This is a genomic window from Pseudomonas sp. PDM10 (assembly GCF_014852295.1).
Classification (GTDB): Bacteria; Pseudomonadota; Gammaproteobacteria; order Pseudomonadales; family Pseudomonadaceae; genus Aquipseudomonas.
In genome coordinates, this window is sequence record NZ_JACVBJ010000005.1 from 20,708 (window position 1) to 36,488 (window position 15,781).

Consider the following 15,781-nt stretch of genomic DNA (forward strand, 5'->3'; position numbering starts at 1 on the left):
TTTCAGATTATGTGTGTTCAGTTGAACGCGATGTAGAAATACCCCAAGCCCGGGTCACGACCCATGGCCGGCACCCGGGAGACAAAGATGTTTTCCACCTGACCCAGTTCCGGCAATTCCAGCGAACACAACCCATCGACAAACTCTGTGGGTTTCAAGCTATTGAACTCGACGCTGAACGGCATGCGCTCGTTGTTGGGCATCCGCGAGCGGGGTGTTTCTTCAAGGCTGTCGATATGGATCGGCAATTCACTTCCATCCGGTAGCCGCAGCATCCCCGTCTTGCCCAGCAGCGCCTGAAAGTGTTGGCTTTGAACCTGATGCAGCATGGTGTTACTCCAGAATTGAAAGTGGCCGGGGGATTTGAATCCCCCGGCGGCTCCTCAGTTGCGCGAAGGGAACAACCCGTTCAAGGCGATGCTGAAGTTGAGCACCAGGAAGGGGTTCATCGTTTCCATGGGCAGGCCGTTACCGGCGGACGAAATTTCTCCCGTGACCGTGGTGGCCACGCCTTTGAGTGGCACGGCTGAAGCGCCTTGCGCGTCGGAGTAGATGCTCGCCGAACCCGGGCCGCCGCCCGAGGCTCCGATGTACGAGTTGGTCGCGGTCGGGTTGGTGACCGGGTTGCTCGCCGGGCTGGCCAGTTGCAGGGTGGTGGCGGCCGTGAGCCCGGACAAGGCGTGGGTGTGATTGGGCAGGTTGGTGATGGTGGCGGTGACGTTTTCGGTCCCGGAGAATTCACCGATGACGCGCGGGGTCAGGCCCAGGCCGTTGCCCTGTGCCATCGGCAGACGGCCTTGCAGGTTGGGTAGCATGAAATTGGTGGTGCCATTGCCTCCATAGTAGGTTCCCAGCAGTGAGAAAAGCGCCTGGTATTGCGAGATCCCCAGTGTCTGGCCGTTGCACAGGGCCCAGCCGTTGGGGGCAAAGTTAAAGGCGAAAGACTGAACAGTGCCCATGAATACTTCCATAGTTCCTCATCCCTCAGGGTTAGTTGTCTGGCGCGCCACGCGGGTGGCCCGGGCCCCCGGGCAGATCGTTGCGAACAGCCGATTCCTTTCATCTCCGTGGCTGGGTCACGCCAAGCCAGAGCGTAGTAGATCCACATGGCTGCCGAATGTCGTTGGTCGCAAAGCCAGCATCGACGACGGCGCTGTCGCTGTCCTACAGTGATTGCAAGCTTCAAGATTTTTCACCGGCAGTCTCGAGGGGGGGCAATGGAGGCGCGAAGAGAAACGCCGATTGACGGCACCCAAGGCTCCCACGCGGCACCCGGCGCCTGGGCGAGTGTTCAGCGCTTGCTGCGATGGGTGCGCGAACATTGGCTGCTGCCGATCCTGGCATTGGCCGCGCTGGTACGTTTTTATGACCTGACCGCGGCGGCTATATGGGGCGATGAAGGTTCCAGTCTGCTGCTGAGCCAGTATTCGCTGGCCGGGATCTGGTTGCATGCCGCCCATGATGTGCATCCGCCGCTGTATTTCATGCTGCTGCATGGCTGGATCGAGCTGTTCGGCGATGGCATTTTTTCGATTCGAAGCCTGAGCGCGCTACCGGGGATTGCCACCGTGGCGTTGGGCGTCTGGCTGGTGGACTTGCTCGCCACTCGCCGCGCCGCGTTGTTGGCCGGTGTCCTGTTGGCGCTGCTGCCTACCGCCGTGCGTTACAGCCAGGAAGTGCGCATGTATTCGTTGCTGGGGCTGTGGCTGATCGGTGCCACGATTGCCCTGGTCTACTGGATCAAACACCCCGGACGTAAGCGCTATCTGGTGATTTACGCACTGCTGATGAGTGCGGCGTTCTACACCCATTACTTCACCGCCCTGTGCGTGCTGTGTCACTGGCTGTATCTGGGGCTGATCCGCGTACAGCCTGGCTATCGTTTGCGGCATATCCAGCAGCCCGGCTGGTGGTGGGCGAACGTGGCGATTGTGTTGGTGTACTTGCCGTGGGTGCCCAGCCTGATCGATCTGATTCAACACATGGATCTACTCAAAGCCAATGGCGATGTGGGGTGGGAGACACCGGTGACGTTCGCCTCGTTGCCTTCGATGATCTGGTCGTTCCTGATCCAGGACGATGGCGAGTCCCTGACTACACCGATGTTCAGCACGTTGCCCTTGGCGTCGCTGGCCTTGGTGTGGGTGGCGCTGGCGCGGGATCGCAGTGTCATTCGTGGCAGTGCATTGATGGTGATCTATACCGTTTTGCCGTTGTTGCTGGTGTTTTTGGTGTCGTTCATCTCGCCGGTGTTCATCGAGCGTTACCTCACCGCGTATGCCCTCGGCCTGCCGATGATTGCCGCATTGGCCATCGATCGCCTGTACGCGGTCTTCCGGGTGTTGGCGTTGACGGTGTTGGTGTTGTTTGTCGGTGTCGAACTGGTGGGCCTGAACAACAACGCCACGGTCGATACCAACGATCAGATCAGCGTCATGGTCGACTACGTGAATCAGCACTTCGTTGCCGGTGACCGGATCGTCACCAGCGACTTGCTCTGGTACCTCAGTTACGTCTATTACAACCGCACCGACGCCAAACCGCTGCTGTACACGCCACCGTCGGCCAAGGGTGTTTCGAGTCGGCCGAATGCCTATGGTTTCGGCACGCTGGTGACCCAGGACATTTACCTCGACAGCCTCGGCGATTTACCCAAAGGCACTGGCCGAGTGTGGTTGATCGGTACCGTCGATGTGCCGGACGAATTCGCGCCGTTGCCCGCAGGCTGGCAGAACGTTGGCGAAACACAGGCGGGTGGTGCCAATGCGCGCTTGTTCGTGTTGCATTGAGCCTGTAACCAAAATCGCGTTTTTCAGACGATTAATTTCGATTTGATATCAAAACACCATTACCCATAAGGCTGTTCATGGTCTACGCTCCGTCGTAGATAAAGGATTTCTGATCAGGGTGAAGGGATTGTCACAGTTCCATTTTATTTCCGGCTTGCCGCGCTCAGGCTCGACCCTGCTTTCTGCGATCCTTTTGCAGAACCCGCGCTTTCATGCCGGCATGACCAGCCCCGTTGGCGCCCTGTTTTCCGGTGTTCTGGAACAGTGCAGTGCCGGCAGCGAGTTCGGTGCGGTGATCGATACCGATCTGCGCCGCCGTTTGCTTCGCGGACTGTTCGACTCCTTCTACGCCGACAAGGCCGACAAACCGGTGGTGTTCGACACCAATCGGTTATGGAGCTCGCGCCTGCCCGCCATCAGCGATCTGTTCCCGCAAGCCAAGGTCATTGCCTGCGTGCGCAATGTTGCCTGGGTCATGGACAGCATCGAGCGTTTGTATCGCGCCAATCCCTTTGAAAACACCAAGCTGTTCGGCGACGCGGTCGAGCGCAACACGGTCTACAGCCGTTGCGAAACCCTGGCGCAGCGCAATCGTCTGGTGGGGTTTGCCTGGGCAGCGCTCAAGGAAGCCTATTACGGCGAACACGCCGACTCATTGCTGATTGTCGATTACGACTTGCTGACCCAGGCCCCCGATCGGGTCATGCGGCTGGTCTACGACTTCATTGGCGAGCCGTGGTTCGAGCATGACTTCAACAACCTCGCCTACGATGCGCCAGAGTTCGATCAAGCACTCGGCGTCTCCGGTCTGCACAAAGTCAAACCCAAGGTCGAGCTGCAATCGCGGCGCACGATCCTGCCGCCGGATTTGTTCAAGCAATACGCAGAATTATCCTTTTGGCTCGATGGCTCAGCCAGCGCCGCCAATGTCATTCGTATGAAGGCCGACGCCGCGATCAGTTGATCGCGGCGTTTTCATTGACGCGTCAAGCAAGTTCGAGTCCGGGTGAGCAGCATGTGGTGGAGCAACGGCAAGTCGCGAGTTACCGAAGGCGCACGGGCGCTGGCCTCGCCCATGATCATGTCCCTGGAACCGCGAATGCTGTTCGACGGCGCGGTGGCGGCCACGGTGGCCGATGCCGCTCAGGCGGACAGCCACACCACGGCTGATGCCGCCAAGACGCCAACGGCCGACCAACCGGTCGCCAGCAAGGACACCCACGGCCAGGCCGATGCCACACCTGCACCAGCCCCCGTTGCAGTGCCGGGCCAGAGCGTGGTGTTCGTCGATTCGCGGGTCAAGGATGCCGATAGCCTGCTCAAGGGCGTGGCGCCTGGCACCCAAGTGGTCCAGCTGGACGCGAGCAAGGACGGCTTGCAGCAAATTGCCGCCTATCTGGACACACATCAGGGCATCAGTTCGGTGCAGATCATTGCCCACGGTAACGCGGGTGACTTGTGGTTGGGCGACAGTTACCTGTCCGCCGACAACGTCGCGGCCCGCAGTGCCGTGCTGGCGGAAATCGGCAAGGACATGAACGTCGGCGGCGACATTTTGATCTACGGCTGCTACACCGCCGAAGGTGAGCGCGGCTTGAGTTTTGTCGACTCGCTGGCTCAATTGACCGGCCGCGATGTGGCTGCTTCCAGTAATCGCACCGGGATCGGTGGCGACTGGAATCTGGAAATTGCCACCGGCAACATCGAAAGCGCCAACGTCCTCTCGACCACGGCCATGAGCGAGTATCAGTGGGGCCTGGCGACCTGGACGGCCACCAACAACGCCAACACGGGCGTCGGTTCGTTGCGCGCGGCGATCGCCTCGGCGCAGAACGGCGATCTCGTCACCTTCAGCACCGGCATGACGGTGCAGCTGACGTCCGAACTGCTGATCAACAAGAACATCACCGTTGATGGCGACTTGAACAACGACGGCGCGGCTGACGTGATTCTCGACGGTCAGTACCGGACCCGAGTGATTGAAGTGTCGTCTGGCAGCATCGTGACGCTCGATGGCCTGGTGATCACCCGTGGCCTGGTGTCGGGCACGGGCGGCAACGGTGGCTACGGTGCCACGGGCGCGATGGCCGGGGGCATTTTCAACGCAGGGATTCTGACCCTGAACAACGTTAGCGTAACCTCCAACGGCGCTTCCGGTGGCGGTGGCGGCGGCGGGGTCACGGGCGCTTGGTACGGCGGCGGTGGTGGTGGCGGCGGCGGCTTGGGCGGCCAGGGCGGCGGGCATGGTGGTTCGGTAGGGCCGGGCACTGGCACCATGGAGGGTCAGGCGGGCAGCGGTGGTATCGGTGGTAACGGCGGTTATTATAACGGGATCGACATGGGCGGTCACGGTGGCACCAGCACTGGCGGAGCTGGCGGGCTGGGCGCTTTCGATTACAGCAACGGCGGTAACGGTTCGACGGCCACCAATGGCACGATTTCCATTGGCGGCGGTGGCGGCGGGGCCGGTTGGGACAAGGTGGGTGGCGCCGGCGGCAACGCGGTGGGCGGGATCTACAACGCCAGCAGCGGCACCATCACCATTGTCGGCACCTCCACCATCAGCAACAACATTGGTGCCGGCGGCGGTGGCGGCGGTGGTGGTGGCCAAGGCAGCAATGCCAGCAATGGCGGCATTGGTGGCCGGGGCGTCGGTGCGATCTGGAACAAAGGCACGCTGCTGATCACCGCTGCCAACTTCGCGGCCCTGGCCGGTAATGCCGCGGCCAGTGGTGCAGGCGGTACCGCGCAGGGCGGAGGCAGCACCGGCACCTCACCAACCTCCGTCGCGACCATCTACAACGACGGTGGCATACTCAACACCGCGTATTCACCACCACCGACCGCGACCATTGTGGTCGCTGATACCACACTGAGCATCGGCGAAACGTCCCTGGTGACCATCACCTTCTCCGAAGCCGTGACCGGTCTCACCAATGCGGACCTGACCATCGCCAACGGCACGTTGACCTCGGTGAGCAGCGGCGATGGCGGCATCACCTGGACGGCAACGTTTACGCCGTCCGCCAGTATTTCCGATACGACCAACGTCATCACCCTGGACAACACCGGGGTGATCAACATTCTGGGCACCGCCGGCGTCGGCACCACCAACTCCAACAACTACACGGTCGACACCGTACGCCCGACCGCCAGTATCGTGTTTACCGACACGGCGCTGAGAATCGGCGAAACCTCGCTGGTAACCATCACCTTCAACGAAGCGGTCACCGATCTCACCAACGCCGACCTGACCATTGCCAACGGCACCTTGACGGCGGTGAGCAGCAGCGACGGCGGCATCACTTGGACGGGGACCTTCACACCGACCGCCAGCATCACTGACGCGACCAACCTGATCACCCTGGACAACACCGGCGTCACAGATCTGGCCGGTAACGCCGGCAGCGGCACTACCGATTCGGGCAACTACGCCATCGATACCGTGCGGCCAACGGCGACCCTCGTGGTGACAGACAATGCGCTGAAAATCGGCGAAACCTCACTGGTGACGATCACCTTCAGTGAAGCGGTCAGCGGTTTCACCAACGCCGACCTGACCATCGCCAACGGCACCTTGACCACCGTGAGCAGCGGCGACGGCGGCATCACCTGGACCGCGACCTTCACACCCTCCGCGAGCACCAACGACACGACCAACCTGATCACCCTGAACAACACCGGCATAGCGGATCTGGCCGGCAACACCGGCAGCGGCACCACCGATTCGAACAACTATGCGATCGATACACTTCGTCCAACCGCAACCATTGTGGTGGCGGACAATGCGCTGAAAATCGGCGAAACCTCACTGGTGACCATCACCTTCGCCGAGGCGGTGACCGGTTTCACCAACGCCGACCTGACCATCGCCAACGGCACCTTGACGGCGGTGAGCAGCAGCGACGGCGGTATCACCTGGACGGCAACGTTTACCCCGACCGCCAGCATCACCGACACGACCAACCTGATCACCCTGGACAACACCGGGGTCAGCGACGTGGCGGGCAACGCCGGCAGCGGCACCACCGATTCCAACAACTACGCCATCGACACGGTGCGGCCAACGGCAACCATCGTGGTGACGGACACGGCGTTGAGAATCGGCGAAACTTCGCTGGTGACGATCACCTTCAGCGAAGCGGTCAGCGGTTTCACCAACGCCGACCTGACCATTGCCAACGGCACCTTGTCGGCGGTGAGCAGCAGTGATGGCGGCATCACCTGGACCGCGACGTTCACACCTTCCGCCAGCATCAACGACACGACCAACCTGATCACCCTGGACAACACCGGCGTCGCCGACCTGGCCGGTAACGCCGGCAGCGGCACTACCGATTCCAACAACTACGCGATCGACACCGTGCGCCCGACCGCCACGATTGTGTTGGCCGATTCGACGCTGACACAGGGTGAAACCTCGCTGGTGACCATCACCTTCAGCGAGGCGGTGAGCGGTTTCACCAATGCCGACCTGACCATTGCCAACGGCACCCTGACGGCGGTCAGCAGCAGCGACGGCGGCATTACCTGGACGGCGACCTTCACGCCGACCGCAGGCATTAACGACACCACCAACGTAATTACTCTGGCCAATACCGGCGTGGCCGACATCGCGGGCAACACCGGCAGCGGGACCAGTTCTTCGGGCAACTACACCATCGACACCGCCCCGCCGACCGCGACCATCGTGGTAGCGGACAACGCCCTGAAAATCGGTGAAACCTCGCTGGTGACCATCACCTTCAGCCAGGCCGTGAGCGGTTTCACCAACGCCGACCTGACCATCGCCAACGGCACGTTGAGCGCGGTCAGCAGCAGTGACGGCGGCATCACCTGGACCGCCACCTTCACCCCGACGGCCAGCACCACCGATGCGACCAACCTGATCACCCTGGACAATAGCGGCGTGCAGGCTGCCGCCACCGGCAACGTGGGCAGCGGCACCACCGATTCCAACAACTACGCCATCGACACCGTGCGCCCGACGGCAACCATCGTGGTCGCGGACACGGCGCTGAGAATCGGCGAAACCTCGCTGGTGACAATCACTTTCAGTGAAGCGGTCAGCGGTTTCACCAACGCCGACCTGACCATTGCCAACGGCACCTTGACGGCGGTGAGCAGCAGCGACGGCGGCATCACCTGGACGGCGACCTTCACGCCGAGCGCCAGCACCAACGACACGACCAACCTGATCACCCTGGACAACACCGGCGTCGCCGACCTGGCGGGTAACGCCGGTAGCGGCACCACCGATTCCAACAACTACGCGATCGACACGGTTCGCCCTACGGCGACCATCGTTCTGGCCGACCCGACTCTGAGTGCCGGGGAAACTTCGCTGGTCACCATTACCTTCAGCGAAGCAGTGAGCGGTTTCACCAATGCCGACCTGTCCATCGCCAACGGCACATTGACGGCGGTGAGCAGCAGCGACGGCGGCATTACCTGGACCGCGACCTTCACGCCAACCGTCGGTGTGAGTGACCCGAGCAACGTCATCACCCTGAACAATACCGGCGTGGCCGATCTGGCTGGCAACACGGGCAGCGGCACGACCAACTCCGGCAACTACACCATCGACACCGTCGCTCCGACGGCCACTATCGTGCTCGCCGATAACGCGCTGAAAATCGGTGAAACGTCGCTGGTGACCATTACCTTCAGCGAAGCGGTCAGCGGTTTCAGCAACGCCGACCTGACCATCGCCAACGGCACGTTGACGGCAGTGAGCAGCAGCGATGGCGGCATCACCTGGACAGCGACCTTCACGCCGACGGCCAGCATTACCGACGCAACCAACCTGATCACCCTGGACAACAGCGGTGTGCAAAATGCCTCGGGCAACGCCGGCAGCGGCACCACCGATTCCAACAACTACGCGATCGACACCGTGCGCCCAACCGCGACCATCGTCGTGACGGATACCGCCTTGGCGCTGGGTCAAACCACGGTGGTAACCATCACCTTCTCCGAGGCGGTGACCGGTTTCACCACCGCCGACCTCACGGTCGCCAACGGCGCCCTGACCGGCCTGAGCACCAGCGATAACATCACCTACACCGCGACCTTCACGCCGACGGCGAGCATCAACGATGCAACCAATATCATCACGCTGAACAACACCGGCATGGCGGACGCGGCCGGCAACACTGGCGCGGGCACTACCGATTCCAACAACTACGCAATCGACAGTCTGCGTCCGAACGCCACCATTGTCGTCGCCGACCCAACCCTGAGTGCCGGCGAAACGTCGTTGGTAACCATCACCTTCAGCGAGGCGGTCAGCGGTTTCGACAACAGTGATCTGAGCATTCCAAACGGCACCTTGAGCGCGGTGAGCAGCAGCGACGGCGGCATCACCTGGACGGCGACCTTCACCCCGACAGTCGGCGTCAGGGACACTTCCAACCTGATCACCCTGAACAACAGCGGCGTGGCCGACATTGCCGGCAACGCAGGCAGCGGCATCACCAATTCGGCCAACTTCACCATCGACACCGTGCGGCCGACCGCCACCATCGTCGTCGCCGACAATGCGCTGAGCGTCGGTGAAACGTCGCTGGTCACCATTACCTTCAGCGAAGCGGTCAGCGGTTTCAGCAACGCCGACCTGACCATCGCCAACGGCACGTTGACGGCGGTGAGCAGCAGCGATGGCGGCATTACCTGGACAGCAACGTTCACGCCGACGGCCAGCATTACCGACACCAGCAACCTGATCACCCTGGACAACACTGGCGTGCAAAACGTCTCGGGCAACACCGGCAGCGGCACCACCGACTCCAACAACTACGCCATCGACACACAGCGCCCAACCGCGACCATCGTGGTGACGGACGCGGCGCTGGGTGTGGGTCAAACATCGATGGTGACCATCACCTTCTCCGAGGCGGTAACCGGTTTTACTACAGCCGACCTGACGGTGAGCAACGGTACTCTGAGCAATCTGAGCACCAGCGATAACATCACCTGGACCGCCACCCTGACGCCGATAGCGAGCGTCACCGATTCGACCAACCTGATTACCCTCGACAACACCGGAGTGATCGATGGGGCGGGCAACACTGGCAGCGGCACGACGGACTCCAACAACTACGCCATCGACAGCCAACGCCCGACCGCGACCATTGTGTTGAGCGATACAACCCTGAAACCGGGCGAAACCGCGCTGGTGACCATCACCTTCAGCGAGGCGGTGAGCGGTTTCGACAACAGCGATTTGAGCGTCGCCAACGGTACGCTGAGCAATGTCAGCAGCAGCGATGGCGGCATCACCTGGACCGGGACCTTCACCCCGACTATCGGGATTACCGACGCCACCAATCTCATCACCCTGAACAACACTGGTGTCACGGACCTGGCCGGCAACGCCGGGACGGGCACGACCAACTCCGCCAACTATGTGGTGGAAACTCAAGTGCCGACCGCAACCATCGTGGTGGCCGACAACGCCCTCAAGGCCGGTGAAACCTCAGGGGTGACCATCACCTTCAGCGAAGCGGTCAGCGGTTTCACCAACGCGGACCTGAGCATTGCCAACGGTACCTTGAGCAACGTCAGCAGCAGTGACGGCGGCATCACCTGGACCGCGACGTTCACGCCAACCGTCAACGTGACGGACACCACCAACCTGATCAGTCTCGACAACAGCGGTGTGACCAACGTGTCGGGCAACAGTGGCGTGGGCGTGACCGATTCCAACAACTACGCCATCGACACAGCGCGGCCGACGGCGACCATCGTAGTGGCGGATAACCGCTTGGGCATCGGCGAGACGACCACGGTTACCATCACCTTCACCGAGGCGGTTTCAGGTTTCGACCTGTCGGACCTCAGCGTCGCCAATGGCACCTTGTCCAACCTGCTCAGCAGCGATGGCGGCAAGACCTGGACCGCCACGCTGACCCCGACCGCCAACATCAACGACACCACCAACCTGATCCTGCTCGACAGCAGCAATGTGGCGGACGCCGCGGGCAACGTCGGTGCCGGGATCGCGATCTCCAACAACTACGCGCTCGATGCCACCCGGCCGACGGCAACCATCGTGGTCGCCAACCCGAACCTGGGCGTGGGTCAAACCACGCTGGTGACGATCACCTTCAGCGAAGTGGTCAGCGATTTCGACCTGTCGGACCTCAGCGTCACCAACGGCGAGCTGACCCACCTGGCCAGCAGCGACGGCGGCAAGACGTGGACGGCGACCTTCACGCCGACCGCGAGCATCACCGACCCGAGCAATTTCATCGCGCTGGACACCAGCAACGTCAGCGACCTTTCGGGCAATGCCGGTAGCAGCGTGGCGGTCTCCAACAATTACGTGATCGACACCGTGCCGGTGCAGACGCCTGCCGTGGTCGTAACGCCTGACCCACTGGCCCGGATCCCGCCACCGGTCACCGTTTCCGATCAGCCCAACGTACCGCTGCAACCGATCATTTTCACGCCCCCGACCGGCGATCTCGGCTCACCGCTGACCTTTACCCCGTTGTTCGAAAGCCGCGTGATCGGCAATGGCATCCGGCCGCTGGGCGACATCTTCATGAACCACGGTGCGCTGGCGCCCAGCTTCATCGCCCAGGTGTTCAGCAGCAGTGACAGCGGTGGCGATGGCTCGGGCAACGGCTTCCTCGGCTTCGGCGGTGGCGATGGCGGGGTGTTCGGCACCAGCACGTTGTCGAGCCTGTTCAATCAGGACGTCGGCAACGAACGAGACTCGCTGAACTCATTCGGCAGTCATTCGATCAAGGCCGGGGATGTTTCACAGGGGCTGCGCGGCGTGTTTGGCGCGCCGAGTCTCGTCCAGCAATTGCAACAGCTCAAAGACACCGAGCAACGGCAGGTCGACAGCCTGGCCGCGGCTTTGCGACAGGTCGGCATCAGCGAAATGCAGGCCTGAAAAAACACCTAAAACAATGCTGTGCCCAGGGGCAGTCAAGGATGAATAGAAGTTCTAAGTTGTTCGGCGCCAGCCTGCTGGCGCTTGCAGTCAGCGGATGTGCAGTCACCAGTGAACCGATCGAACGCAGCGTCAGCCAACAGCGCGCCAGGAGCGATCTGCAAAACATGTACAAGGATCAGGAGCCCCTCAGCGGTCCGCTGACCCTGCATCAAGCCATGGCCCGCGCGGTGAAGTACAACCTCGAAGGCCGGCTCAAGATCATGGAAGAGGCCCTGGCCAAGCGCCAACTCGACCTCGCCAGTTTCGACATGCTGCCGCGCATGGCGCTGGACGCCGGGTACGTCGGCCGCAACAACGTCAACGCCTCCAGCAGCCAGAGCGTACGGACCGGCACCCAGTCTCTGGAGCCATCGACCTCTCAGGACCGCGACCGTGACGTCGCCGACCTGACCATGGTCTGGAACGTGCTCGATTTTGGCGTCAGCTACATCAGCGCCAAGCAACAAGGCGACCAGCGACTGATCGTTCAGGAGCGTCGGCGCAAGGTGATCAACACCATCGTTCAGGACGTGCGCTCGGCCTATTGGCGGGCCATGGCCGCTGAGCGTTTGCTCAAGCAGATCGACAGCCTCATGGCCCGGGTCGACACCGCGCGCGGCAACAGTCAAAGCATGAGCCAGCAGCGAATCGGCGATCCGGTTCAGGCGCTGGGTTATCAACGCTCGCTGATCGAAGCCACGCGCCAACTGGAAGAACAGCGTCGTGCGTTGTCGCTGGCGAAAACCGAACTGGCGACGTTGATCAACCTGCCGTTGGGCACTCAGCTGACCCTGGCGACCCAGGACGACTATGACATTCCGGAACTGAAAGTTGACCTCGCCAGCCTGGAACAGGAAGCCCTGACCAGTCGTCCCGAGCTGCGCGAACAGGATTACCAAAGCCGCATCAGCGCGGCCGAAACCCGCAAAGCCATGTTGCGGCTGCTGCCGGGGCTGGAGTTCTCGGCCGGCGGGCATTACGACAGCAACTCGTTCCTGGTGGAGCAGGGTTGGGCCGACTACGGCGTGAAAGTGACGTGGAATCTGTTCAACGTGATCTCCGCCCCGGCGGCGATCAACGTTGCCAAGGCCGGCGAAGAAGTCGCCGCGGCGCGCCGCCAGGCGATGTCGATCGCGGTGCTGGCGCAGCTTTATGTGGCCAACGCCAACTACCGCGAGGCGTTGCGACAGTTCAAGACCAATCAGCAACTGTCGGACATCGACGGGCAGATCGTTGGCCAGCTGCGCAACCGTTATCAGGCGGCTGGGCTGGGTGAGCTGGACCTCATCCAGGGCGAGTTGAACACTTTGCAGGCCGATTTGCGTCGCGACCTGTCGTACGCCGATCTGCGTAATGCTTACGGCCAGATCTTTGCCAGTGCGGGGCTCGACCCGCTGCCAGATCAGGTGCAATCCACCGAAGTGCAATCCATTGCCACCGCGTTGGCCAACCGCGAATCGGCGTGGGCGGCCGGGAACATCACGACGCCGGTGGCCCATGCCCAATAACCTGCTGGCGCCGACGGCGAGCATCAGCCGCGCACAACGGGAGGCGCGCAACGGCCATCGCGGCACGGCGATTTTGCTGACCGGTTTGCCGGCGGCGGGCAAATCGACCCTGGCCCAGGCGCTGCACGCCGAGCTGTTCGAGCACGGCGTACAGAGCCTCGTGCTCGATGGCGACGGGCTGCGGGTCGGGCTCAATCGTGATCTCGGTTTTACCGACAGTGATCGTCTGGAGAACATCCGTCGCGCCAGCGAAGTCGCGGCGCTGCTGGTGGAGAACGGGCAGATCGTCATCCTGGCGATGATCGCGCCGCTGATGGAGTTGCGTGAGGTGTTCGCCCGGCGACTGGGCGAGGATTACCGCGAAGTCTGGTGCAGCGCTTCCCTCGCCGTCTGCGAACAGCGCGATCCGAAAGGTCATTACGCCCGTGCACGCCGGGGTGATTTGCCAGGTTTTACTGGCGTGTCTGCACCGTATGAACCGCCGCCGTCCGCCTCTTTGGTGCTCGATACCGGCGTGCAATCGGTGGAGGCCAGTCTTGATCACTTGCTGACCTGGCTCGGCGAGTGCGCGGTGTTGCCGAAACGATGAGCCGACCGGCGTTCTCCCGCTTGCCGGTGGCCGTGGATTTGCCGCTGCTGTTGCAGGCGTTGGCCGCCGTTGACGAGGACAGCTGGCAGGGGCATTTCAACAACGCTTATTACGCTGGCGACTGGAGCGGTGTTGCGCTGATTTCGGCGGCGGATGCGTTGACTGAACTGTCGCCGGGTCGCGGCAAACCGCTGCTGCGCGCGCCTTGGTTGCGGGATGTCCGATGGCAGCAAGGTTTGCGCGATCTGCCGCTGGAGATCGTCAGCGCGCGCTTGTTGCGGCTCGGGCCGGGTGGGCAGATTCACGAACATCGCGACTACGACCTGGGCGAACCGGACGCCGATCTGCGTCTGCACATCCCGCTGGTCAGCGCGCCTCAAGTGGACTTTCTACTGGACGGCCAGCGTATGCCGATGGCTGCTGGTGAATGCTGGTTTCTCGACCTGTCACGACCGCATCGTGTGGACAATCGTGGTACTCGGGCGCGCATTCATCTGGTACTCGATTGTCGACCCGGCGCCTGGCTGGAGCAGACGATTATCGACGGCGAATTGACCACGCCAAATACCGATGTTTTTCATGGATGCCTTGCACAGTTCAAGGCACTGGTGGAAAGCGATCCGCCGCTGTGCAAAACCTTGCAGGGTTTGCAGGACAGCGAAGCTTTTATCACCCGAGCCCTGGAAATGGCGGCGGCGCGAGGCTTGCCGCTCTCCCGCGAAGAACTGCGCGCAGCCATGCGCGACGGCCGGCGACGATGGAACCAACAATGAAAGGCATGAACCTCGAAGGCTGGTTGCCGATCCGGGTCTGGCAAGAGGCTGGGCAATGGCGCGTCGACTGGTGCTGGTTCGGCGATACGCCACTGCATCAGCCGTTTTTTCGCGATGCCGTGGAAGAGGCGCTGAGGTTGCCGTTCAATCAGGCGTTTCGCCGGGAAACGCCATTGTCGACCCTCGTTGACTGGCAAACCTGCAGTCCCGGTCTGGCCCCGAGCGCGTTCATCTTTCACGCGTCTCGTTGCGGCTCGACCCTCATCAGTCAGATGCTTGCACAACTCGATAACCACATCGTGATCAGCGAACCGCCGCCACTGGATGCGCTATTGCGCAGCGACTTGCCCGCCGTCGAGCGTCGCGCTGCCATCGAAGGGTTGATGTCGGCCTACGGACAGCGTCGGCTCGGTGTCGAGCAACGTTTGGTGATCAAACTCGATGCCTGGAACATCGGTGAACTGCCGCTGCTGCGTGAGTGTTTTGCCGAAACACCGTGGCTGTTTCTTTATCGCGATCCGCTGGAAATTGCCGTTTCACATCTACGCCGCCCGGGCATGCACATGGTGCCGTGGATGATCGGCGCGAGTGTGCTGGATGACGAATTGCCGTTTGAAGGCCGAGAGGACTTCATCGCACGGCGGTTGGGGCGGTTGCTGGCGTCGGGGTTGGCGCACTGTCGGGAGTTTGGTGGGTTGGCGGTGAATTACAGTGAATTGCCAGATGCCATGGCGGGGCGATTAGCTGAGTTTTTCGGGTTGGATGCCCGACAGCGTGAGCAAGTGTTTGCGGCGGTGGGGCAGCATGCCAAACGGCCTTCAGAGGTGTTTGTGGGGGATAGCGATGACAAGCGTCGTGAGGCTTCGGCGCTTTTGCGTGAGTGTGTGGAACGTTGGGCGCGAGGGCCTTATGAAGCGCTAAGTGCCGAGACATGTATTGACCGCACTGACGCCATCGCGAGCAGGCTCACTCCCACATTGGATCTCAGTCGTACACAGAGGTTGTGTTCACCGAAGATCAACTGTGGGAGTGAGCCTGCTCGCGATGACGGTGGTCAATTCACCACAAATCTACCGGCTAAACCTTGACCCGAGCCTGCATGATCTCCCACAGGGGAATGCATTCCAAATGTGGGAGCGAGCCGGCTCCGGGCGGCGTTCCGACGATGGCGGTGG

Annotated in this window: 9 protein-coding genes; 7 read left to right on the forward strand and 2 right to left on the reverse strand. The window is 61.8% G+C overall.

Annotated features, from left to right (window positions below; all coding sequences use genetic code 11):
* Positions 1–17: 17 nt before the first annotated feature.
* Together IB252_RS17825 and IB252_RS17830 are read right to left on the reverse strand one after the other, a co-directional pair.
* Entirely contained in the window at positions 18–329 is a 312-nt protein-coding gene (locus tag IB252_RS17825) for a DUF6916 family protein (protein WP_192409765.1), read from the reverse strand.
* Positions 330–383: 54 nt separating this feature from the next.
* Positions 384–971, reverse strand: a complete 588-nt coding sequence (locus IB252_RS17830) for a phage tail protein (RefSeq protein WP_111449543.1) — start codon at positions 969–971, stop codon at positions 384–386.
* A gap of 246 nt (positions 972–1,217) precedes the next feature.
* On the opposite strand from IB252_RS17830, the gene IB252_RS17835 reads away from it, so the two are divergent.
* From IB252_RS17835 to IB252_RS17865, 7 genes are all read left to right on the forward strand, one after another.
* Positions 1,218–2,789 carry a glycosyltransferase family 39 protein gene (locus IB252_RS17835; RefSeq protein ID WP_192409766.1) on the forward strand — a complete coding sequence of 524 codons (1,572 nt, stop codon included), beginning with the start codon at positions 1,218–1,220 and terminating at the stop codon, positions 2,787–2,789.
* A 118-nt stretch (positions 2,790–2,907) separates the two neighbouring features.
* The gene (locus IB252_RS17840; protein ID WP_033053006.1) at positions 2,908–3,753 is read left to right on the forward strand and encodes a sulfotransferase family protein; all 846 of its coding nucleotides are present in this window, start codon (positions 2,908–2,910) and stop codon (positions 3,751–3,753) included.
* 51 nt (positions 3,754–3,804) lie between these two features.
* Positions 3,805–11,694, forward strand: a complete 7,890-nt coding sequence (locus IB252_RS17845; RefSeq protein ID WP_225607489.1) for an Ig-like domain-containing protein — start codon at positions 3,805–3,807, stop codon at positions 11,692–11,694.
* 41 nt (positions 11,695–11,735) lie between these two features.
* Positions 11,736–13,244 carry a TolC family protein gene (locus IB252_RS17850; RefSeq protein ID WP_192409767.1) on the forward strand — a complete coding sequence of 503 codons (1,509 nt, stop codon included), beginning with the start codon at positions 11,736–11,738 and terminating at the stop codon, positions 13,242–13,244.
* Complete coding sequence (gene cysC, locus IB252_RS17855; RefSeq protein ID WP_192409768.1) at positions 13,234–13,833, forward strand: adenylyl-sulfate kinase; 600 nt, start codon at positions 13,234–13,236, stop codon at positions 13,831–13,833. Before IB252_RS17850 ends, cysC begins: the two co-directional genes overlap by 11 nt.
* Positions 13,830–14,606 (forward strand): aspartyl/asparaginyl beta-hydroxylase domain-containing protein, encoded by a 777-nt coding sequence (locus tag IB252_RS17860; protein WP_192409769.1) that lies wholly within the window; start codon positions 13,830–13,832, stop codon positions 14,604–14,606. Before cysC ends, IB252_RS17860 begins: the two co-directional genes overlap by 4 nt.
* Positions 14,603–15,694, forward strand: a complete 1,092-nt coding sequence (locus tag IB252_RS17865; RefSeq protein ID WP_192409770.1) for a sulfotransferase family protein — start codon at positions 14,603–14,605, stop codon at positions 15,692–15,694. The genes IB252_RS17860 and IB252_RS17865 overlap by 4 nt, the downstream gene beginning before the upstream one ends.
* Positions 15,695–15,781 lie beyond the last annotated feature (87 nt).